This window comes from Pseudomonas sp. Z8(2022), assembly GCF_025837155.1.
Taxonomy (GTDB): Bacteria; Pseudomonadota; Gammaproteobacteria; order Pseudomonadales; family Pseudomonadaceae; genus Aquipseudomonas.
This window is the reverse complement of the sequence record NZ_CP107549.1, coordinates 4,218,050-4,239,255: the sequence shown is the minus strand read 5'-3', so window position 1 is coordinate 4,239,255 and position 21,206 is coordinate 4,218,050. Positions and strand designations below refer to the sequence as shown.

Genomic DNA, 21,206 nt, shown 5'->3' with positions numbered 1-21,206 from the left:
TAAGACGAGGACAACAACAATGATCATCTACGGTGTCGCCTTTCTGGCGTTCTGCACCCTGGTAGGCATCTTCATCGGAGAGCTGCTGGGCAAACTCATCGGTGTACCCGCCAACGTCGGCGGTGTCGGTATCGCCATGCTGCTGCTGATCCTCCTGGGCAGCTACCTGAGCAAGCGTGGCCTGTTCACCGGCAAGTCGGAACAGGGCGTGGAGTTCTGGAGCGCCATCTACATTCCCATCGTGGTTGCCATGGCCGCCCAGCAGAACGTCTACGGTGCCCTCAGCGGCGGCCCGATGGCGATACTCGCCGGTACTGCCGCAGTCGTCATCGGATTCGCGCTGGTACCTGCCCTGAGTCGTATCGGACAAAAGAAGCCCGATAACGAAGCTGTTCCCTCCATGACCAAAGCGCCGCGGTGACTGCCATGTACGAATCCTTGATGAAAGTCCTCTCCAGCTACGGGATGCTCAGTGGCTTCGCCATCATCGGCATCACCATGTGGGTGTCGTACTGGATCTCCGACAGGTTCACCAGGGGCCGCCTGCACGGCTCGGCCATCGCCATCCTGCTCGGGCTGCTGCTGTCGTATATCGGTGGCGTCTACACCGGCGGGCAGAAGGGGCTGGTGGACATCCCGCTGTTCGCCGGCATCGGCCTGCTCGGCGGCGCCATGCTGCGCGATTTCGCCATTGTCGCCACCGGTTTCGGGGTGAGTGTCGAGGAACTCAAGCACGCCGGCTTCGCCGGGGTGCTGGCGCTGTTTGTCGGTGTCGGCACGTCCTTCATCGCAGGCGTGGCGGTGGCCATGGCCTTTGGCTACACCGATGTGGTCAGTCTGACCACCATCGGCGCGGGCGCGGTGACCTACATCGTCGGCCCGGTGACCGGCGCGGCGCTGGGGGCCAGCTCGGATGTGATGGCACTGTCCATCGCTGCAGGCCTGATCAAGGCGATCCTGGTGATGGTGGCCACGCCCTTCGTCGCGCCCTATATCGGCCTGGACAACCCGCGCAGCGCGGTGATCTTCGGTGGTCTGATGGGTACCTCCAGCGGCGTGGCCGGTGGCCTGGCGGCGACCGATCCCAAACTGGTGCCCTACGGCTGCCTGACAGCCGCCTTCTACACCGCGCTGGGCTGCTTGCTCGGCCCGTCGCTGCTGTACTTTCTGATGCGAGGCCTTCTAGGCTGAACCTTCGCCCGCCGTCATGGCGGGCTTTTTCATTCCGTGAAAGCGCTGACCTGCGGGATGCGCTTCAGCGGCGGCATCTGACCCTATGCCTGACGGCTGTACATGCGGCATTCGGCGAGCAGCGCCAGCAGGTTGGGGTCGCGCTCCTTGGCCTTGAGAAAGACCACGCCGATATGCTGCTGCAGGTGGTACCTGGCCTGCAGCGGAATCAGCTTCACGCGGTTCTCGTACACCGCCGCCACGCGCCCCGGCAGCAGCGCGTAGCCGACACCGGAGCTGACCATGCTGAGCAGGGTGAAGATGTCCTTTACCTGCATCGCCACCTTGGGTTCGAAACCCGCCTGCCGGAACACCCGCTCGCCGTCGCGAAAGGTGGCATAGCCCTGGGTCAGGGTGATGAAGGTGTCGTTGCGCAGATCGGCCAGGTCCACTTCGGCCTTTTCGGCGAACGGCGAGTCGTTCGGCGCGGCGAGGAAGATATCGTCGGAAAACAGCGCCAGCTGCTCGCAGTCCGGGTCGCTGACGCTGTCGTCGAGGGCGATCAGGATCGCGTCCAGCTCCATGTTCTTCAGCTTGTACAGCAGGTCGACATTGGAGCCGAGCACCAGGTCGATATTCAGCTCACTGCGCCGCAGCTTCAGGCCCATGATCAGTTGCGGCACGGTCTTGACCGTCAGCGAGTAGAGCGCGCCGAGCTTGAAGCGCTCGGCGCCGAAGCCCGCCGCCTCACGGGTCAGACGCACCATCTCCTGGGTGTCGTGAATCAGCTTCTGCGCTTTTTCTTCCAGCACGTAGGCGCTTTCCAGCGGAATCAGGTTGCGTCCTTCGTGCTTGAACAGCGGACAGCGCAGCGCGCTTTCCAGCGAGTGGATGGCGCGGTGCACGCTGACGTTGCTGGTCTGCAACTCGCTGGCCGCGCGCGCCAGGTTGCCGCTGCGCATGAAGGCGAGAAAGACCTCCAGCTTCTTCAGGGTCAGTTCTTCATCGATCAGCATCGGCCTGTCCTTATCCGGCGATAGGCGATTGTGCCGCATCCACGAGGTTCAGCGGTGATTGGTCGTTGCGACTTTGGTTGCAGACGTAGATGTGTGGAATACCCCTTGTTTGTCATCGGGCAATCACATACAGAATGCGATGGTGCACGCGGGACAGTCCGCGTGCTTCGAGAAAGCGGTCGACCGCCACCGTCAGGTCACGGAAGCCGAAGTGCAACGGCTCAAGGTTATGGTCCAGTGGGTCCAGCGATTTCAGGCTCACGGACGCCGTATTGATCCTTTTCCCGATGACCATGGGACATTTACACCGGTTGAGGTAGGCACAGCCCAAGTCGTCGGCCGGTCTCTCACAACACGACACAGGAACACATGCATGCAACTCTTCTATGCCGCTGCCTCACCCTTCGCCCGCAAGGTTCGTGTGCTGGCCGCGGAAACCGGTCTGCTGGAGCGTATCGAACTGGTCGACACCAGTGTGTTGCCGACTACCCTCAACGAACGCGTCAACGCGCTCAATCCTCTGGGTAAGCTGCCGGTGCTGCTCACCGACGGCGGCGAGGCGCTGTACGACAGTCGGGTGATTTGCGAATACCTCGACAGCCTGCATGACGGCGCCAGGCTGTTGCCGGACGGCGACGCACGTTGGCCGGTACTGCGCCTGGCCGCGCTGGCCGATGGCCTGCTGGACGCCGCGCTGCTGGCGCGCTACGAGAAACTGGTGCGCACGCCCGAGCAGCAATCGTCCGTCTGGCTCGAGGGCCAACTGGGCAAGGTATGGCGGTCATTGGCGGAACTGGAGCGCCAGGTCGGGGAACTGAGCGGGCCGTTGGACCTGGCGCAGATCGCCGTAGCCTGTGCCTTGGGCTACCTTGATTTCCGCTTTGCCGATCTCGACTGGCGCGCCGAGCATCCGGGCCTGAGCAACTTTTATCGCGCCTTTGCGCAGCGGCCGTCGATGCAGGCCAGTGCTCCGGCCTGATTGCCTCACCACGTCAGCAGACCCTTGCAGATGGCGGAGCGCCGCCAGCTGCAGGGCTGTACATGGTTGCATTCACCCTCTTGCCTACAAAGCCTTTACAATTCACCTGCTTTCGTCGTGTTCCAACTCTCAAGATAAGGTACATTGCACGCAAAGTTAAAAGGGACTGGCTCAGTGGGGAACGCCGTGAACGGACGGTATTGCCCACAGCGCTGTACAAGGTGAGTGATTCGAACAACAACGATGAAAAAGCATCTCAACGATCAGCTATTCGAAATCATCGCCGCGAGCATCAAGAAGGGACGTCTGAAAGCGGGCACGCTGCTGCTCGAGGGACCGTTGGCGGAGCTGTTTGGTGTCAGCCGTTCACCGGTCCGCCAGGCCCTGGCCAACCTGCACCAGGCCGGATTGATCTGCACCTTCGATGGCCGTGGTTATCTGGTTGGCGGGAAACCCGGTCCGGTGCTGCGGCGCAAGCTGGCCCCAGACGATTTCCAGCTGGCCGAGGCCGATGCGCGGGCGCCGCGCAAGACCGAGAGCTGGAAGGCGGTGTACGACACCATCGAACGCGACCTGCTGCATCAGTCGCTGTTCGGCACCTATCGCATCAATGAGCTGGAGCTGTCGCGCCATTACGGCATCAGCCGCACGGTCTCCAGCCAGGTGCTGACGCGTCTGTCGCTGATGGGGCTGGTCGAGCGCGATGAGCGCTCGCGCTGGCAGCTTGGCCAGTGGGACGAGGAGCGTCTCGGCGAGCTGTACGAAGTGCGCCGGCGGCTGGAACCATACGTGTTGATCAGGGCTGCGGAGTTTCTCGAAGCCGAACGCCTGGAAGGCTACATCTCCCGTCTGCATCAGGCGATGGCGCTGTACCCGAACATGGATAGTCGCCAGTTCGACGATCTGGAAAGCGACCTGCATATCGAGACCCTGGGCCTGTGCCCCAACCGGCAGATGCTGCAGATCCTGCGTCGTACCCACTCGCTGCTGCTGTCGGGCAAGCACATCCTGCTCGACAAACGCTACTTCCCCGACGAGGAACCGTTCTTCCGTGAGCACCTGAGCATTTTCGAGAATCTGCAGGCCGGACGCCCAGACCTCGCGGCGCAGAGCATGGAAGAGCACCTGGTGATCGCCGAACGCAAGGTCAAGCAGCGCCTGGCGCAGTTTCGTGAGCAGAACGTCATTCAGGCCGTGCCCTATCTGGAACGGATCGAGGCGTAGGCGGCCCTCTCCCCCAGCCCCTCTCCACGAGTGGGAGAGGGGAGTCAGTCCGTTGCTGCCTGGTGAGTGCGGTTATACCCAGCTCTTCGTAGCCCGGGTGTGGGAAACGAAAACGGCCGGGACGTCCCGGCCGTTCTGTTTGCCTCGCGTGCGGAGGATCAGGTCACTGCGCCGACCTGCCACGGTACGAACTCGTTGTCGCCGTAGTTGTACAGCTCGCTCTTCGACGGTTCGCCCGAGGCGATGTCGATGAGAATGTCGAAGATCTTCTGCCCGGCTTCGGCAATGCTCAGCTCGCCATCGATGATGCCGCCGCAGTTGATGTCCATGTCCTCTTCCAGACGACGGTACATCTCGGTATTGGTGGCCAGCTTGATGCAGGGCGCCGGCTTGAAGCCCGATACCGAGCCGCGGCCAGTGGTGAAGCAGATCATGTTGGCGCCCGAGGCGACCTGACCGGTTACCGACACCGGGTCATAGCCCGGGCTGTCCATGAACACGAAGCCGCGCTCGGTGATCGGCTCGCCCCATTCGTACACGCCGTTGAGCGAGCTGGTACCGCCCTTGGCCGCGGCGCCAAGGGACTTCTCGAGGATGGTGGTCAGGCCGCCGGCCTTGTTGCCCGGCGACGGGTTGTTGTTCAGCTCGGCGCCGTTGATGCGCGTGTACTCCTCCCACCAGCTCAGACGGTCGAGCAGCTTCTGGCCGACTTCGTGACTGATGGCGCGGGCGATCAACAGGTGTTCGGCGCCAAAGATTTCCGGGGTTTCACTGAGAATCGCGGTGCCACCGTGCTGCGCCAGCAGGTCGGCTGCGTAGCCCAGCGCCGGGTTGGCGGTGATGCCGGAATAGCCGTCGGAACCGCCGCACTGCATGCCGACCATGATGTGCTCGACGCTTTCCGAGGTGCGCTCCAGGCGGCCGATGGCCTCCAGCATCTTCGTCACCTCTTCGATAGCGCGCTCGATGCTGGCGCGGGTACCGCCGACATTCTGGATGTTGAACACGCGGAAGTTCGGGCCTTCGCTGATGTTATAGCGCTTCATCAGCGAGGAGATCTGGTTGGTCTCGCAGCCCAGGCCAATCACCAGTGCGCCGGCGATGTTGGGGTTGCTGGCATAGCCCCAGATGCTGCGCTCGAGGAACTTGAAGCCTTCCGACTCGGTGTTGATCGCGCAGCCGCTGCCGTGGGTCAGCGCCACCACACCGTCGATGTTGTAGCGCTTGAGCAGTTCGGAGCCATTGAAGTGCGCGGCCACTGCACGCGACACCGTGGCCGAGCAGTTCACCGTGGACAGGATGCCGATGTAGTTGCGCGTGCCGACGCGACCGTCCGGGCGGCGATAACCCATGAAGCGACGACGCTGTTCCGGCGGCAGTACCGGGGTGCGCGCAATGGGCGGCGGCAGTTGATTGTTGGCGTGGTTTTGCGGCATCGACACGTTGTGCGTGTGCACGTGAGCACCGGCTGCGATGTCCTGGCTGGCCACGCCGATGACCTGACCATACTTGAGCACGGCCTGCCCGGCAGCGATCGCCCTGCGGGCGATCTTGTGCCCTGCCGGGATATCATCCAACGCGTCTAGATCAAGGGTTTCAACGCGACTGCCACGAGCCAGGGCTCGGCGCGCTACGGCCACCGAGTCGAGATCGCTGAGGATGACCACGGTCGGGCTGTTGGTAATGAGTTGCATGGCACGTTCTCGTTGTTGTTGTGAGCGACTGGCACCGATACTGACAAAAATGAACATTGCGCGCAATAATTTCCGATGTTAGTGTCTTCGCCACATAGCTGCCCGGCAGCGCACAAAAACAACAATGTGAGGCTTTGCTGATGGCTTGTTCCCATCTCTCAGGGCACGTCGACGATCTGCCCTTTTCCCTTCCGTTTGCCCCTGTCCGCTCTTCAGGAGGCTTGCCCCATGCGTAGGCTCGTTGACGGTTATTTCACCCTGCTCAAGGTGCTGGGGATCATCTGTCTGGTCACCATGGTGGTGATGGTGTTCGGCAACGTCGTACTGCGTTATGCCTTCAACGAAAGCATCCTGGTGTCCGAAGAAATTTCGCGCTGGGCCTTCGTCTGGCTGACCTTCCTCGGCGCGGTGGTCCTTCTGCGCGAGCGTGGCCATATGGGCGTCGACCTGGCTCTGCGGGCAATGCCGGCCTGGGGCGAGCGCGGCTGTCTGATTCTTTCCCAACTGCTCATGCTGGCCTGCTCGGGTCTGTTCTTGTGGGGCAGCTGGCAGCAGGCGCAAATCAACATGCAGGTCCCTTCACCCGTGACGGGTTGGTCCATGGGGCTGTTCTACGGGGCGGGGGTGTTCTTCGGCCTGTCGGCCTGCGTCATTCACCTCTACGAGATCGCGCGACTGGCGTTGGGGGGCGAGATCCATCGCCCGGACCTTGCCACCGAGAGCCATCTGTAGACGCCCGCTGGCCTGCATTGCCGCGGGCGGTGCGCTCCCCATAATAAGAACGGAGTGATGTGATGATCATCATCGCGATTTTCGTGTTATCCCTGCTGGGCGCCATGGCGATTGGCGTACCGATTTCCTACGCGCTGATCCTTTGCGCCCTGGCCATGATGGTTCACCTGGATCTGTTCGATGCGCAGATCGTCGCCCAGGGTCTGATCAACGGCGCCGACAGCTTCCCGCTGATGGCTGTGCCCTTCTTCATGCTGGCCGGCGAACTGATGAATGCCGGCGGCCTGTCCAAGCGCATCGTCAATATGGCGGTCGCGCTGGTCGGCCACATCAAGGGCGGCCTAGGCTATGTCACCATCCTCGCCGCCTGCGTGCTGGCCAGCCTGTCTGGTTCGGCCGCTGCCGATGCGGCTGCCCTGGCCGCGCTGCTGGTGCCGATGATGGTCAAGGTCGGCCACGACCGCGCCACCTCGGCAGGCCTGGTCGCCGCCTCCGGCATCATCGCCCCGGTTCTGCCGCCGTCGATCGGGCTGATTCTGTTCGGCGTGGCGGCCAACGTGTCGATCACCAAATTGTTCCTGGCCGGCATTGCGCCCGGGCTGATGATGGGCGTCTCGCTGTGCGTTGCCTGGTACCTGGTTTCCAACCGCGAGACCCTGATCACCCGCCCGCGCGCGCCGTTCAAGGAAGTGGTCAAGGCCTTCTATGAAGGTGTCTGGGCGCTGCTGCTGCCGGTGATCATCCTGGTCGGCCTGCGTGCCGGTGTCTTTACCCCCACCGAGGCCGGTGTGGTGGCAGCGGTCTACGCGCTGTTCGTGTCGCTGGTGATCTACCGCGAGCTGACCTGGAAAAGCATGTATCAGGTGCTGGTGTCCTCCGTGCTGACCACGGCGATGGTGATGTTCCTGGTGGCCTCGGCCATGGTGGCGGCCTGGATGATCACCGTCGCCGACCTGCCCAGCTCGGTCGTCGAAGTGCTGGAGCCGCTGATGGACAGCCCGCGTCTGCTGATGCTGCTGATTGTCGCCATCATCGTGGTGATCGGCATGGCCATGGACATGTCGCCGATCATCCTGATCCTGGCGCCGGTAATGATGCCGGTGGCGGTAGAGGCTGGCATCGACCCGATCTACTTCGGCGTGATCTTCGTCATGACCTGCGCCATCGGCCTCATCACGCCACCGGTCGGCCTGGTGCTCAACGTGGTCGCCGGGGTTTCCAAGATCGACTTCCTGGCTACGGCGCGCGGCGTACTGCCGTTCCTGCTGGCCGAGTTGCTGATTATCGGCCTGTTGCTGGTCTTTCCGCAGCTGTTGCTGGTCCCGGCGCAGTGGTTGTACTGACCCCAGATATCGTGCCGGCCATCACCTGATGGTCGGTGCCAGGGCTTTCGCCCCCATCCATGCCGGTAACGGCACGTATAAAAACAAGAGGACTATCTGATGACATTCATTCCCAAGGCTCTGACCTCGCTGCTGTGCGCCTCCGCGATGCTGCTGTCGGCCGCCCATGCCCAGGCCGATGAGATCAATCGCCACAACTTCAAGATCGCCTTCGTGCAGGCCAAGGATCACCCGCACGGTCTGGGCGCGCAGAAGTTCGCCGAAATCGTCAAGGAAAAGAGCGGCGGCAAGATGAAGGTGATGGTCTTCGCCAGCGGCACCCTCGGCGGCGATGCGCAGGTGATTTCTTCTGTCCAGGGCGGCACCGTCGACATGACCCTGGTCACCCCGGGCCTGCTCTCCGGCCTCGAGAAGGGCTTTGCGCTGTATGGCCTGCCGTTCCTGTTCCAGACCACCGACGAAGTCGACGCCGTACTCGACGGCCCGGCCGGGCAGAACCTGCTGACCAAGCTGGAACCGCACGGAATCGTCGGCCTGGGCTACTGGGACCACGGCTTCCGTCATGTCACCAACAGCAAGCATCCAGTGACCAAGTTCGAAGACATCAAGGGCCTGAAGCTACGCCTGCAGCAGATCCCGACCGCCATCGAATCGTTCCGCGCGCTGGGCGCCAACGTCGTGCCGCTGTCGTTCACCGAGCTGTACACCGCGATGGAAACCCGCACCGTCGATGGCCAGGAGAATCCGCTGGCAGCCATCGAGACCTCGAAGTTCTACGAAGTGCAGAAGTACCTGTCGCTGACCGGTCACTTCTACGACCCGCTGGTGGCGATCTTCAGCAAGCGCACCTGGGACAAGCTCAACGAAACCGAGCGTGAACTGGTGCGCAGTGCGTCCCTGGAAGCCCAGGCCTACGAGCGCAAGGTATCTCGCGAGATGGCGGTAAGTTCGCGTGAGGCGCTGGCCAAGCACGGCATGCAGATCAATGAAGTCGCTCCGGAGGAAATCGAGCGCATGCGCGAACAGGTTCGCCCGGCTGTCGAGAAGCTGGTGGCCGAGTACGGCCCCGAGCTGATGGCCGAAATGAACGCGGAGATCGCCAAGGTTCGCGCCGTTCAGTAATCCCTACCCGCAGTCGGCCGTCGCACGGGCGCCGGCCGCTGTATCCATACGCAAGGTGGAACACTTATGACCGCTCTCACTGTCGGCTTCATCGGCCTCGGGCTGATGGGGCACGCCATGGCCGCCAATATCCAGAAGAAGGGCTTCGCCCTCGGGGTGATGGCGCACCGCAATCGTCAGCCGGTCGAGGATCTGGTGAGCAAGGGGGCACGCGAGTACGCCAATGCCGCCGAGTTGACCCGCGCCGTCGACATCGTGCTGCTGTGCCTGCCGGGCACTGCCGAAGTCGCCCGTACCCTGGCCGGCGAGACCGGTATTCTCGCTGGCCTGCGCCCCGGCCAGACCGTCGTCGACTGCAGCACCGGTGATCCCAACCGCACCGCCGAGCTGGCGGCGCAGGTCACGGCTGCCGGCGGTCATTACCTCGATACGCCGGTCAACCGCACGCCCAAGGATGCCGTGGCCGGTCGCCTCAATGTGCTCGCCGGCGGCGATGCCGAGGTGCTCGACAAGGTGCGCCCAGTGCTCGAGTGCTTCTCCGAAACCATCCATCACCTCGGCCCGCTGGGCTCCGGGCACAAGGCCAAGGTGATCCACAACTTCATCTCCCAGGGCAATGCCACCATCCTCGCCGAAGCCTTCTGCACGGCCGCGAAGAACGGCATCGACCTGGCCGCATTCGCCGAGATCTGCAGCATGAGCGGCGGCTACAGCCGCACCTTCGAGCGGATCATTCCCTACGTCCTGCACGGCGACGATTCGGGCCAGCAGTTCGCCCTGGCCAACTGCGAGAAGGACATGCGCTATTACACCGAGCTGACCAAGCTGACGCCGACCACCGGCATGGTTTCCGATGCGGTGTACCAGACCTTCATGCTGGCCAAGATGCTCGGCCACGGCGACAAATACGTGCCGCGCCTGTTCGACGTGCTCGGCGAGATCAACGGCGTCCGCGTGCGCGCCGAGCAGCCGGAGAACAAGGCATGAAACTGTTGCGCTATGGCCCGGTGGGCCAGGAGAAACCGGCGCTGGTCGCCGCTGATGGCAGCCTGCGCGACCTGTCGCAGCACATCCTCGATGTCAGCCCACGAATGCTCGATCCGCGGGCGCTCGATGAACTGCGCGCCATTGACCCGCTGAGCCTGCCGCAGGTCGAGGCCGGCGTGCGCATCGGCGCGCCCATCGCCCATATCGGCAAGCTGATCTGCGTCGGCCTGAACTACGCCGACCACGCCAAGGAATCCAACCTGCCGGTGCCCACCGAGCCGGTGCTGTTCATGAAGGCCACCAGCGCCATCTGCGGGCCGAACGATGCGGTGATCATCCCGCGCGGCTCGGAGAAGACCGACTGGGAAGTGGAGCTGGGCATCGTCATCGGCCGCAAGGCGCAGTATGTCGAGCGCGAGCAGGCGCTGGATCATGTCGCCGGCTATTGCATCGTCAACGACGTCTCCGAACGGGCCTTCCAGCACGAACGTGGCGGCTCCTGGGACAAGGGCAAGGGCTGCGACACCTTCGCGCCCATCGGCCCGTGGCTGGTCACCGCCGACGAGGTCGGCGACCTGCGCGACCTGGATCTGCAACTGAGCGTGAACGGAGAGATTCGCCAGCAGGGCAACACCCGCACCATGATCTTCTCGGTGGACGAGATCGTCAGCTACATCAGCCAGTTCATGACGCTCAACCCGGGCGACGTGATTTGCACCGGCACCCCGCCCGGGGTCGGCGCGGGGATGAAACCGCCACAGTTCCTCAAGCCCGGCGACCGCATGCAGTTGAGCATCAGCGGCCTCGGCGAGCAGCGCCAGGACGTGGTGGCCTGGAGTCGCTAGGCGCTGCCTGAAAGCAGGGCGGCCAGCGGCCGCCCGTCATTCGCGAGTACAGAGACCAGACTATGAAACGACGCCTTTATCCGGGGCGCGATTTTCGTCGTGCGCAGAATATCGAAGAGCTGCGCGAGATGGCCCGCCGACGCCTGCCCAACTTCTCCTTCGAGTACGTCGAGGGCGGGGCGGACGATGAATTCACTCTCAAGCGCAACCGTTCGATCTTCGAAAGCGTGACCCTGCAGCCGCGCACCCTGCGCGACGTCGGCCAGCGCAGCCTGGAGCGCAGCTTCTTCGGGCGTAGCGCGCAGCTGCCGTTCATGATCGGCCCGACCGGTTTCAATGGCCTGCTGACCCGTGACGGCGACCTGCACCTGGCGCGTGCCGCTGCTGACGCCGGAATTCCCTTCGTGCTGAGCAATGCCTCGACCACCTCGATCGAGGATATTGCCGCCGTCGAAGGCGTGCGCGCCTGGATGCAGATCTACCTCTATCGAACCCGTGACCACGTGGCCAAGCTGGTTGAGCGGGTCAAGCGGCTGAACCTGGAAGCCATCGTGGTGACCACCGACAGCGCCATCTTCGGTAACCGCGAGTGGGACAAGCGCAACTACGCCAAGCCCTTGCAGCTGGACTTGCGCAACCGCCTCGATGTGCTGCGTCACCCTGAATGGATCTGGGATGTGCTGGTGCCCGATGGCGTACCGCGCTTCAAGAACCTCGGCGACCTGCTGCCACCCGGCAAGGATTCGGTAAAGGGCGCGGCCAGCGCGCTGGCCGCGGAACTCGACCCGACCCTGAGCTGGGACGACATCGCCTGGTTGCGTGACATCTGGCGCGGCAAGCTGATCGTCAAGGGCATGATCCACCCGGACGATGCCCGCCTGGCGTTGCAGTACGGCGTCGACGGCGTGGTGCTGTCCAACCACGGCGGCCGTCAGCTCGATGGCGCGGTTTCCGCACTGGAGACGCTGCCGGAAGTAGCGCGCATCAACCAGGGTCGTATGGAGCTCTTCCTCGATGGTGGCTTCCGCCGCGGCAGCGACATCGCCAAGGCCCTGCTCCTGGGCGCGAGCGGTGTGCTGATCGGCCGTGCCGGTCTGTACGGTCTGGCCGCCGGGAAGGGGCCTGGCGCGGCGCACGCGATCGATATCCTGCGCACCGAACTGGATCGCACCCTGGGCCTGCTGGGCTGCAGCAGCCTGGAGGAGCTCACCCCCGACCTGATCCACGCGTCGCATTGGCGTGCGCTGGCCGAGCGCATTCGCAGCTAGTTTTCCCAACTGCCCCGTACCTCCCCACGAATCAGGGTACGGGGCAGCTTTTTATTCCCCCCTCGCCAATCGCAGCGCCATCCCCGGCTGCTTTTTATCGCCCATGAAAAAGGGGCGCACCTGGCGCCCCTCTTGTCTGCAGCTGCCTTCTCAGAATGGGCAGTCGCGACCGGCCTCGCTGGCAGCGCCGCGCAGCGCCGCGAGCACGTCGTCCGGCAGCGTCAGACCCTGTTCGAAGGCGCTGGCGCGGCGCGCGATGCCGGCATGACCGGGCATGCGCACCGGCTGGCCGGCCACGCGCGGGCGGCTGTCCAGGCAGGCGCCGACGAAGTGGTCCATCTCTGCTTTCAGTTCCTCGACGCCGCCGAAGAAGGCCGGGTCAAAGGTCAGTACGGTGACGGCGGCGCCCCACTGCTTGACCCCGTCCTTGCGGCCAAAGCCGCCCAGGCCCGCGGTCAGGGCCTCGACCATGGTGCCGAGAGCGAAGCCCTTGTGGCCGAACTCCAGGCTGCCCAGCGGCAGGATTGCACCTTGCGGCGTGCCGAAGTAGGCGGCCGTGTCGCGGGTCGGCACGCCGTCGGGACCGATCAGCGCGGCATGCTCCAGCTGGCCGCCGGCTTGGTGGGTCTTGTTGACCAGGCCGTTGGTGATGGTCGACATGCTGACGTCGATCAGGATCGGCTTTTCCCCGGTGGGGATGCCGATACCCAGCGGGTTCGGCGTGTATACCGGGTCGAGGCCACCGTGCGGCGCCACCGAGGCTACCGCCGGGTCGGAGGTCAACACCAGCGGAATCAGGTCCTGGTCGGTATAGCGCTGCAGGTAGGCGGCCAGGCAGGCGATATGGTGCGAGCGGCGGATGCTGGCCACGCCGATGCCGAAGGTGCGCGCGGCCTTGGCGGTGAAGTCCAGGGCCTTCTCCACGCAATAGGGGCCGAGCAGGTAGTCGGCATCGTAGAGCACTGCCGCCGGAGTCTGACGGACGATCTGCAGATGCGCGGCATCGCCCTTGGCGTGTCCGTTGCGCAGGTCCTTGAGGTACCCCTGGGCCAGCTTCACGCCGTGGGTGTAGTGGCCGAGCAGGTCACCTTCGACCAGTACGCGGCTGACCACCGCGGCGACTTCGGGGCTGACCTTGGCATCGAGAAACAGCTGTTCGACGAAGCGCTCAAGAGCTTCGGGAGCGATATGACTCATTCGGTGACTTCCTTCGGGGCCAGGGGAGCGTTGCCGCGTGCGCGCCACAACCTGGCCAGCAGCGGGAACAGGGCGATAAGCACGACGAGCAGGCCCAGGCAGGCGCTGATCGGCCGTTCGATGAAGGCCAGCAGGTTGCCGTCGGCCTTGATCATCGAGGTCATGAAGTTGGTTTCCAGGATGTTGCCCAGCACCAGGCCGAGAATCGCCGGGGCGATGGGAAAGTCGGCATTGGCGATCAGGTAGGCGACGATGCCGCAGACCAGCATGATCCACACATCGGTCAGGCTGTTGTTGATGGCGAAGGCGCCGACGATGCAGAAGCACAGGATGATCGGCATCAGCACGCGCATCGGCGTGACGGCGAAGATGTGCGCGCTGCGGATGGCCAGGTAGCCGATCGGCAGCAGGATCAGGTTGGCGACGAAGAAGGCGGTGAACAGGCCATAGGCCATGGCGCTGTTGTCCATGAAGATGGTAGGGCCGGGGTTCATGCCTTTCATGTACAGCACGCCGATGACGATGGCGGTAATCGAGTCACCGGGGATGCCGAATACCAGCGCCGGTACCCAGGCACCGGCCACTGCCGAGTTGTTCGCGGAGCCGGCGTCAACCAGGCCTTCAACGTGGCCCTTGCCGTAGGCTTCGGGGGTCTTCGAGCGCTTCTTGCTGACCGCGTAGGAAATCCATGCAGCGATGTCGGCGCCGGCGCCCGGCAAGGCGCCGATGAAGGCGCCCAGGCTGCTGCCGCGCACGGCATTCTTCCAGTAGCGCTTGAGGTGCTTGGGCACTTCGCCGAACACACTGCCGTGCTGCGGGGCGATGCGCTGGGTGGCATCGCTGCTGTCGCCCTGCTCCTTGCGCAGGCCGTAGAGCTTCATCACCTCGTACATGGCGAAGAAGCCGATCATCACCGGGATGAAGTTGATCCCGCCCATCAGGTCAGGCACGTCGAAGGTGAAGCGCGGTGCGCCGGTGACCAGGTCCAGGCCGACCGTGGCCAGCAGCAGGCCGACCATCAGCGACAGGAAACCCTTGATTGCCGAGCCGGTGGAAATGAACACCGCGCTGCCGAGGCCGAGCACGGCCAGCCAGAAGTATTCGAAGGAGCTGAAATTCAGCGCGAACTCGGCCAGCGACGGCGCAATCATCACCAGCACCACGGTGCCGCTCAGGCCGCCGATCACCGAGCAGACGACGTTCAGACCCAGCGCCTCACGCGCGCGCCCCATGCGCCCGAGCGCGGCGGAGTCGCCGACGTAGGCGGCCGATGCCGGCGTGCCGGGAATGTTCAGGTAGGTGCCGGGGATGTCGCCGGCGAAGATGGCCATGGCCGAGGTGGTAATGATCGCGGCGATGGCGGCGGTGGGCTCCATGGCGAAGGTGATGGGCACCAGCAGGGCTACCGCCATGGTGGCCGACAAACCCGGAATGGCGCCGACGAACACGCCGAATATCGCGGCGACGAGGATGACCAGCAGGGTCTGGAAATTGAAGACGAGCAGGATGCCGTCGAGTAGTTCGTTCATGACTGTAACCTCAGAAACCCAGAGGGCCGACTGGCAGCGGCACCATGAGCAGGTGGCCGAAGGACAGGCTGATCACCGCGGTGGAAATGGCGCTGATGGCGATGGCCGGCAGCACCCGGACGCCGCGCTGGAGCAGCAGCACCAGCATGATCAGCAGCATCATGGGGGCGGCACCGACGATCTCGCTGAAGCAGATGTAAGCCACCACCAGCAGGCACGGCAGGATCACCGCGAAGCTGGGCAGCGGGGCGCGCGGAGCGCGGCCTTCGGCGCTGGCGGCGAGGGCCTGGCGCGCGCCGCTGATGGCCAGTAGCAGACCACCTACGGCCATGCCGATGGCGATCAGTGTGGGGAAAAAGTCGGCGCCGTATTGCATGCCGGGCACCACGGGAAATTCACGGGCCATCAGCCATACGGCGATGCCGAGGGCGATGAAAATGATGCCGAACAGGAAGTCTTTCATGAGGGGAGTTCTCTTACCGCAGAACAGATGCAGTTGGCGCCCCGCAGGGCGCCGAACTGTGGGAGGGACTTATCGCTTCATCCCGATTTTTTCGATGATATCGCCCATGTAGGCATTGTTTTCTTCGAGGAAGGCGTTGAAGTCGGCGGTGTTGCGCCATTCGGCACCGAAGCCCAGCTTGTACATGTACTGCTGATACATCTCGGAGTGGAAGGCTTTGTCCAGTGCGCTTTCCAGCTTGGCGACGATCTCTGGCGGCAGGTTTTTCGGACCAGCGATGCCGCGCCACTCGCCCAGTGAATAGTCACTGCCAAAGCTTTCCTTGAGGGTCGGGATCTCCGGGAAGGCCGGGTTGCGCTCTGGCGACAGAATCGCCAGGCCCTTGGCCTTGCCTGCTTCGATCATCGAGCGTGCTTCCGGGACGGAGGTCGGCACCAACTGGATGCTGCCGGCAGCCAGTTCCACCATGGCAGGCGCGGCGCCAGCGCTGGGGATGAAGGTGACTTTCTGCGGGTCGATGCCCTGCTCCAGCAGCAGGCCGGAGAAGGCTACGTGCCAGATGCCGCCGAGGCCGGTACCGGATGCCTTGATGGTGCCCTTGGGTTCGTTGCGGATGGTTTCCAGCAACTCGCCGACGTTTTTGTAAGGCGCGTCAGCCGAGACTTGAACACCCGGATAGTCATAGTTGGTCATGGCGATCGGGGTGTAGTCCTTGTAGGTCAGCTTGGTCAGCCCCTGCCAGTGCATCATGTTCAGTTCGCCGGTGATGAAGCCCAGCGTGTAGCCGTCCGGTTTGGCGGTAGCGATGCCGCTGTGCCCGACCACGCCGTTGCCGCCTGCCCGGTTGACCACGTTGATGGTGACGCCCAGTTCCTTCTCCAGGGCCGCGGCTATGCCACGTGCTGCCGAGTCGCTACCGCCACCGGCCGCCCAAGGAACGATTAGTTGGATAGGCTTCTCCGGGTAGTCCGCCATGGCAAGGGGAGAAACGAGCAGTGCGGAAAGAAAAAACGACTTGAAGGTGCGGCGCATCGCGCCAGCCTTGATGGAGGTCATGAATATCACCTGTTGAAATTATTGTTAGTGATCGCGCAGATCGAATGGTTGGCGGGGCGCGATAGCCCGTGCTGAGGGTTCGGGCATGGCCCGAACACTATTGTTGGATAACTGCCACTGTCTAATGAGGCTTTGTAATCAACCCATAACGAGTGGTTATCTGCTGCGGCCAAGTACTTCCTGCATGGCCTCGTAGAATTGTGCTGCGTTCGCGGACAACGGCTCGTCCTTGCGCCGCAGCAGCCCGTAGCCGAGCGAAGGCGTCTGCAGGGGCGGCTGCAGCACCACCAGCTGACCGAGTGCCACCTGCTGCAGAACGATGGCTTCCGGCAGCAGCGCCAGGGCCTGGCTGTGGTGTAGCAGGTGCAAGGTGGATTGCACCGAGGCGGTTTCCACCCGGTTCAGCGGGAACTGCATGCCGGCCTCGCTGAACGCCTGTTCGGTCATCCGCCGCAACGGTGTATTGGACGGATACAGCACCCACGGCCAGCGCTGCAGGTCGGCGAGGCTCGGTGTCGCCTCGCCGGCCAGCGGATGGGCCGGGTCGGCGCACAGCAGGAACGGCTCGCTGGCTACCTCCTGGTAAGTGAAATGCTCCTGCTGGCGGGGTTCGGTGAAGCGTCCGATGGCCAGATCCAGTTGTTTGTGAAGCAGCATTTGCAACAGGTAATCGCTGGTGTGCTCAAGCAGTTCGATGGTCAGCAACGGGCGCTGCTGCTTGAGCAGCAGCAAGGTGCTGGGCACCACCTGGGCGGTTGCGGCGAAGATGGCGCCAACACGCAGGTGGCCATGGCCGCCTTGACGCAGGGTTTCCAGTTCCTGGGCGAAGCAGCGGCTGTCGTTGAGTGTGCGGCGGGCATAGGCGATCACCGCCTGACCCAGTTCGGTGGCCACCAGTTCGCGCGGCTGGCGGTCGAACAGGGGGAAGTCGAGCATCTGCTCGATCTCGCGCAGCATCTTGCTCACCGCAGGTTGGCTAAGGCCCATCTGCTGCGCGGTGGCGTGCATGTTGCCGGTGTCGGCAAGGGTCTCGATCAGTTGCAGGTGACGCAGGCGCAGCCAGTTATGCAGGCTGGGCAGTTTGTTCATGCTCACGTTTGTTGGGGCTTCCTCAGAACGGCGGGCGATAACCAGCGCATATCGGGTGTTGACGATTCGTCATTGGCCCGCGGGGCGGACGCTTGGCTATGGTCGCACAGCCGCGGCCAGGCATCCATTTGCGGTGCCCTGCGGCTGTCCCAATAACAAGGAAAAAGAGTTCATCCATGGCCCGCCCCCTGATCCTCACCCCCGAAAACACGCTTCCCGAAGACGGCCTCAGCGGAACCCTGCTGGCCCGCGTCTGGCTACCCGGTGACCTGGCAGGGCCCGCGCCGGTGCTGCTGCACGAGGAAGGAGTATTCGACCTCAGCCAGCTGTCGCCGACGCTGGCAGGTCTCTGCGAGCTGGAAGACCTGGCCATACGCGTGCAGGACTGCCGCGGCCAGCGTATCTGCAGTGTCGCCGAGCTGCTGGACAATAGCGGCACCGAGCGAGATACCGCGCGTCCGAGCCTGCTGGCACCAGCCGATTTGCAGGTGATCAAGGCGGCCGGCGTGACCTTCGCCGCGAGCATGGTCGAGCGGGTAATCGAGGAGCGTGCCGGCGGTGATCCGCAGCGTGCCGAGGAAATCCGTGCACAAGTGCGTTCGGTCATCGGCGACAACCTGCGCAGTATCGTTCCGGGTTCAGAGAATGCCCAGCGTCTGAAAGAGGTGCTGCTTGAGCAGGGGCTGTGGTCGCAGTATCTGGAGGTGGGCATCGGCCCGGACGCCGAAGTCTTCACCAAGGCGCCGGTGCTGGCCGCCATGGGCAGCGGCATGGATATCGGCATCCATCCCGGTTCGGCGTGGAACAACCCCGAGCCGGAGGTGGTGCTGGTGGTCAACAGCCGTGGTCAGGTGATCGGCGCCACCCTCGGCAACGACGTCAACCTGCGCGACTTCGAGGGCCGCAGCGCGCTGCTGCTGAGCAAGGCCAAGGACAACAACGGCTCCTGCGCCATCGGCCCGTTCATTCGTCTGTTCGACGCCAGCTTCGGCATCGACGATGTGCGCAACGCCGAGGTGGACCTGCGGGTGGAAGGCGAGGACGGCTTCGTGCTCAACGGCCGCAGCAGCATGAACCAGATCAGCCGCGATCCGCTGGACATTGCCGGGCAGACGCTCAACGCCAACCACCAGTATCCCGATGGCTTCCTGCTCTACCTCGGCACGCTGTTCGCCCCGACCGAAGACCGTGATCAGCCGGGCAATGGCTTCACCCACAAGCTGGGCGATCACGTCAGCATCAGCAGTCCCAAACTGGGTGGCCTGCACAACCGCGTGCAGCACAGCAACACGCTGGCGCCCTGGACCTTCGGCCTGCTGGCCTTTATCGACAACCTGGCGCGGCGCCGCCTGATCTAACCCTCGAGTAGCGCCAGCTGCTCGTTCTGCAACTGCTCCAGCAGCAGGGTTGCCAGCGGCGACAGGCTGGCGCCCTGTCGGTGAACGATGGCGCACGGCTCGCTGCGTGACTGCAGGGCCAGCGGCAATCGGCGCAACAGACCGAAACGCTCGCTGGAGCAGGCGATGGAGTGGGGCATCACCGCCACCAGCTGCGGGTCTTCCTGCAGCAGGCTGAGCATGGTGAAGGTCGAGGAAGTTTCCAGCGGGTTGCGTGGAAACTCCAGGCCGGCCTCGCCGAATTCACGCTCCAGCACCGTGCGCATTGGTGTTCCGGTCGGGTAGACCACCCAGCTGTAGGCGCTCAGGTCGGCCAGCTGCAGCGCCGGGTTGTTCTGCTGCGGATGCTGTGGGGCCGCGACCAGCTCCAGGCGCTCGGCATGCAGGCTCAGGCAGGTGTAGGCATCGGGGTGCTGGCTGCCACTGGTGCGGGCGATGGCCAGGTCCAGGCGCCCCTCATCGAGCAGCTTGAGCAGTCGCGGGCTGATGTCCTCGACGATCTGCACGGAAATATCCGGCTGCGCCTGGCGCAGCCGGGTCAGCGCGCGCAGTACCAGTGGCACCGAGCCGGCGATGGTGCCCACCGCCAGATGGCCGCCATGACCCTTGAGGATGCCCTGCATCTCGTCGTGCAGGTGAGCCAGGTCGTTGTGGATAAGGCGTGCATAGCGAATCACGCAGCGTCCCATATCGTTGGCCTGCAGACCCTGGGCCGTGCGTATGAACAGTGGTGTGCCGAAGGTGGTTTCGATCTCGTGCAGCGCCTTGGTCGCCCCCGGCTGGCTGATGGCCATGCGCTCGGCGGCACGGTGCAGGGTGCCCAGCTCATCGAGAGCGATCAGCAGGCGCAACTGGCGAATACGCAGACGAGAAACGATGTAGTTGAGTGGCTGCAGCATAGGGGGATGACGAAAAGTTATCACCTAATCAGAAGCTTTCATTAGGCAGCACTGCGGGCAATTTTTAAAGTGCTGGCCAAGCAACGCCGCAGCGTCGGCGAACAAGAACAACCGGACAAGAACAACAGGAGCGCAGCGATGCGGTTGATTCAGTTTGAGAACGAACAGGGCCAGCGCCAGGTCGGCGTCGTCGGTGACGCACGCATCAGCGTGGTCAAGGGCGTCAGCAGCACCCGTGAGCTGGCGCTGCAGGCGATCCGTAACGGTCACGGACTGATCGCCGAGATCGAGCGTCTGGGCGTCGAGCAGGGGCCGATCTACGCCGAGCTGATCGAGCAGAAGCGTCTACTGGCTCCGCTGGATCACAGCGATCCGGCTCACTGCCTGATCTCCGGTACCGGTCTGACCCATCTGGGTAGCGCTTCCACACGCGACAAGATGCATCAGCAGGTCGAAGCGCAGCAGGCCGAAGGCAAGCTCACCGACACCATGCAGATGTTCCAGTGGGGCATGGCCGGCGGGCGTCCGGCAGCCGGCAGCGAAGGTGCGCAACCGGAGTGGTTCTACAAGGGCGATGGCAGCATCGTGGTACGCCCCGGCGAGGATTTCCCGGTGCCCGACTTCGCCGAAGACTTCGGTGAAGAGCCGGAGCTGACCGGTCTCTATGTGATTGGCGAGGATGGCCAGCCGTATCGCATCGGCTTCGCACTGGGCAACGAGTTCTCCGACCACGTGGTCGAGCGCAAGAACTACCTGTACCTGGCCCACTCGAAGCTGCGTTTTTGCTCCTTCGGTCCGGAGATGCTGATCGGTGAGCTGCCGCGTCATCTGTCCGGCATCAGCCGTATCCGGCGTGGCGACCAGGTGTTGTGGGAAAAGGAATTCCTCTCCGGCGAGGACAACATGTGCCACAGCCTGGAGAACCTCGAGTACCACCACTTCAAGTATCGCCAGTTCCTGCGTCCGGGTGACGTGCATGTGCATTTCTTCGGCACCGCGACCCTGTCGTTCGCCGACGGCATCAAGGCGCAACCTGGCGATACCTTCGAAGTCAGCCTGGATGCCTTGGGCGAGCCACTGCGTAACGGGATCAGCGTGCATGCACCCGCGATAAAGGTTGGCGGCGTGCGCCAGCTTTAAGCCGCTGTCAGGCTCGGCGGCGATGCCGTCGGGTCGAAAGTCCGCTAGCGGATTGA

At 63.7% G+C, this 21,206-nt stretch carries 21 protein-coding genes; 12 read left to right on the top strand and 9 right to left on the bottom strand.

What is annotated here, in order from left to right; genetic code table 11:
* Window positions 1-19 precede the first annotated feature (19 nt).
* Window positions 20-421, top strand: a complete 402-nt coding sequence (madL, locus tag OEG79_RS20085) for a malonate transporter subunit MadL (protein ID WP_264146694.1) — start codon at window positions 20-22, stop codon at window positions 419-421.
* Window positions 422-426: 5 nt separating this feature from the next.
* Window positions 427-1,191, top strand: coding sequence for a malonate transporter subunit MadM (madM, locus tag OEG79_RS20080; protein WP_264146693.1), 765 nt, complete (start codon window positions 427-429; stop codon window positions 1,189-1,191).
* An 83-nt stretch (window positions 1,192-1,274) separates the two neighbouring features.
* Here madM and OEG79_RS20075 read toward each other — a convergent pair whose 3' ends face one another.
* Entirely contained in the window at window positions 1,275-2,186 is a 912-nt protein-coding gene (locus tag OEG79_RS20075) for a LysR substrate-binding domain-containing protein (RefSeq protein WP_264146692.1), read from the bottom strand.
* Between the two features lie 112 nt (window positions 2,187-2,298).
* A complete protein-coding gene (locus OEG79_RS20070; RefSeq protein WP_264146691.1) occupies window positions 2,299-2,448 on the bottom strand; it encodes a hypothetical protein in 150 nt (49 codons plus the stop codon).
* Between the two features lie 111 nt (window positions 2,449-2,559).
* On the opposite strand from OEG79_RS20070, the gene OEG79_RS20065 reads away from it, so the two are divergent.
* Complete coding sequence (locus tag OEG79_RS20065; RefSeq protein WP_264146690.1) at window positions 2,560-3,165, top strand: glutathione S-transferase; 606 nt, start codon at window positions 2,560-2,562, stop codon at window positions 3,163-3,165.
* Between the two features lie 243 nt (window positions 3,166-3,408).
* A complete protein-coding gene (locus tag OEG79_RS20060) occupies window positions 3,409-4,389 on the top strand; it encodes a GntR family transcriptional regulator (RefSeq protein WP_264146689.1) in 981 nt (326 codons plus the stop codon).
* 158 nt (window positions 4,390-4,547) lie between these two features.
* On the opposite strand, the gene OEG79_RS20055 is transcribed toward OEG79_RS20060, so the two are convergent.
* Window positions 4,548-6,083: a UxaA family hydrolase gene (locus OEG79_RS20055; RefSeq protein WP_264146688.1), complete on the bottom strand. Its 1,536-nt coding sequence runs from the start codon at window positions 6,081-6,083 to the stop codon at window positions 4,548-4,550.
* A 228-nt stretch (window positions 6,084-6,311) separates the two neighbouring features.
* Between OEG79_RS20055 and OEG79_RS20050 the strand changes: the two genes are divergently transcribed.
* From OEG79_RS20050 to OEG79_RS20025, 6 genes are all read left to right on the top strand, one after another.
* The gene (locus OEG79_RS20050; protein ID WP_264146687.1) at window positions 6,312-6,815 is read left to right on the top strand and encodes a TRAP transporter small permease; all 504 of its coding nucleotides are present in this window, start codon (window positions 6,312-6,314) and stop codon (window positions 6,813-6,815) included.
* 65 nt (window positions 6,816-6,880) lie between these two features.
* Window positions 6,881-8,158 (top strand): TRAP transporter large permease subunit, encoded by a 1,278-nt coding sequence (locus OEG79_RS20045; protein WP_264148755.1) that lies wholly within the window; start codon window positions 6,881-6,883, stop codon window positions 8,156-8,158.
* Window positions 8,159-8,257: 99 nt separating this feature from the next.
* Complete coding sequence (locus OEG79_RS20040) at window positions 8,258-9,280, top strand: TRAP transporter substrate-binding protein (protein WP_264146686.1); 1,023 nt, start codon at window positions 8,258-8,260, stop codon at window positions 9,278-9,280.
* Between the two features lie 66 nt (window positions 9,281-9,346).
* Entirely contained in the window at window positions 9,347-10,267 is a 921-nt protein-coding gene (locus OEG79_RS20035; protein ID WP_264146685.1) for an NAD(P)-dependent oxidoreductase, read from the top strand.
* A complete protein-coding gene (locus tag OEG79_RS20030) occupies window positions 10,264-11,112 on the top strand; it encodes a fumarylacetoacetate hydrolase family protein (protein WP_264146684.1) in 849 nt (282 codons plus the stop codon). The genes OEG79_RS20035 and OEG79_RS20030 overlap by 4 nt, the downstream gene beginning before the upstream one ends.
* Window positions 11,113-11,174: 62 nt before the next feature.
* Window positions 11,175-12,380 (top strand): alpha-hydroxy acid oxidase, encoded by a 1,206-nt coding sequence (locus OEG79_RS20025; RefSeq protein WP_264146683.1) that lies wholly within the window; start codon window positions 11,175-11,177, stop codon window positions 12,378-12,380.
* Between the two features lie 150 nt (window positions 12,381-12,530).
* Here the strand turns inward: OEG79_RS20025 and OEG79_RS20020 are convergent, their stop codons facing one another.
* The 5 genes from OEG79_RS20020 to OEG79_RS20000 all read right to left on the bottom strand — a co-directional run bounded on the left by OEG79_RS20020 (window position 12,531) and on the right by OEG79_RS20000 (window position 17,714).
* Complete coding sequence (locus OEG79_RS20020; RefSeq protein ID WP_264146682.1) at window positions 12,531-13,577, bottom strand: Ldh family oxidoreductase; 1,047 nt, start codon at window positions 13,575-13,577, stop codon at window positions 12,531-12,533.
* Complete coding sequence (locus tag OEG79_RS20015; protein WP_264146681.1) at window positions 13,574-15,106, bottom strand: tripartite tricarboxylate transporter permease; 1,533 nt, start codon at window positions 15,104-15,106, stop codon at window positions 13,574-13,576. Before OEG79_RS20015 ends, OEG79_RS20020 begins: the two co-directional genes overlap by 4 nt.
* Before the next feature lie 10 nt (window positions 15,107-15,116).
* Window positions 15,117-15,569, bottom strand: a complete 453-nt coding sequence (locus OEG79_RS20010; protein ID WP_264146680.1) for a tripartite tricarboxylate transporter TctB family protein — start codon at window positions 15,567-15,569, stop codon at window positions 15,117-15,119.
* A gap of 69 nt (window positions 15,570-15,638) precedes the next feature.
* Window positions 15,639-16,625, bottom strand: coding sequence for a tripartite tricarboxylate transporter substrate binding protein (locus OEG79_RS20005; RefSeq protein WP_264146679.1), 987 nt, complete (start codon window positions 16,623-16,625; stop codon window positions 15,639-15,641).
* Between the two features lie 156 nt (window positions 16,626-16,781).
* Window positions 16,782-17,714, bottom strand: coding sequence for a LysR family transcriptional regulator (locus tag OEG79_RS20000; RefSeq protein WP_264146678.1), 933 nt, complete (start codon window positions 17,712-17,714; stop codon window positions 16,782-16,784).
* Window positions 17,715-17,890: 176 nt separating this feature from the next.
* Between OEG79_RS20000 and OEG79_RS19995 the strand changes: the two genes are divergently transcribed.
* On the top strand, window positions 17,891-19,072 hold the full coding sequence (locus OEG79_RS19995) for a fumarylacetoacetate hydrolase family protein (protein WP_264146677.1): 1,182 nt from the start codon (window positions 17,891-17,893) through the stop codon (window positions 19,070-19,072).
* On the opposite strand, the gene OEG79_RS19990 is transcribed toward OEG79_RS19995, so the two are convergent.
* Window positions 19,069-20,010 carry a LysR family transcriptional regulator gene (locus tag OEG79_RS19990; RefSeq protein ID WP_264146676.1) on the bottom strand — a complete coding sequence of 314 codons (942 nt, stop codon included), beginning with the start codon at window positions 20,008-20,010 and terminating at the stop codon, window positions 19,069-19,071. The genes OEG79_RS19995 and OEG79_RS19990 overlap by 4 nt on opposite strands.
* A gap of 138 nt (window positions 20,011-20,148) precedes the next feature.
* Between OEG79_RS19990 and araD1 the strand changes: the two genes are divergently transcribed.
* Complete coding sequence (gene araD1 / locus OEG79_RS19985) at window positions 20,149-21,150, top strand: AraD1 family protein (RefSeq protein ID WP_264146675.1); 1,002 nt, start codon at window positions 20,149-20,151, stop codon at window positions 21,148-21,150.
* Window positions 21,151-21,206: the final 56 nt, after the last annotated feature.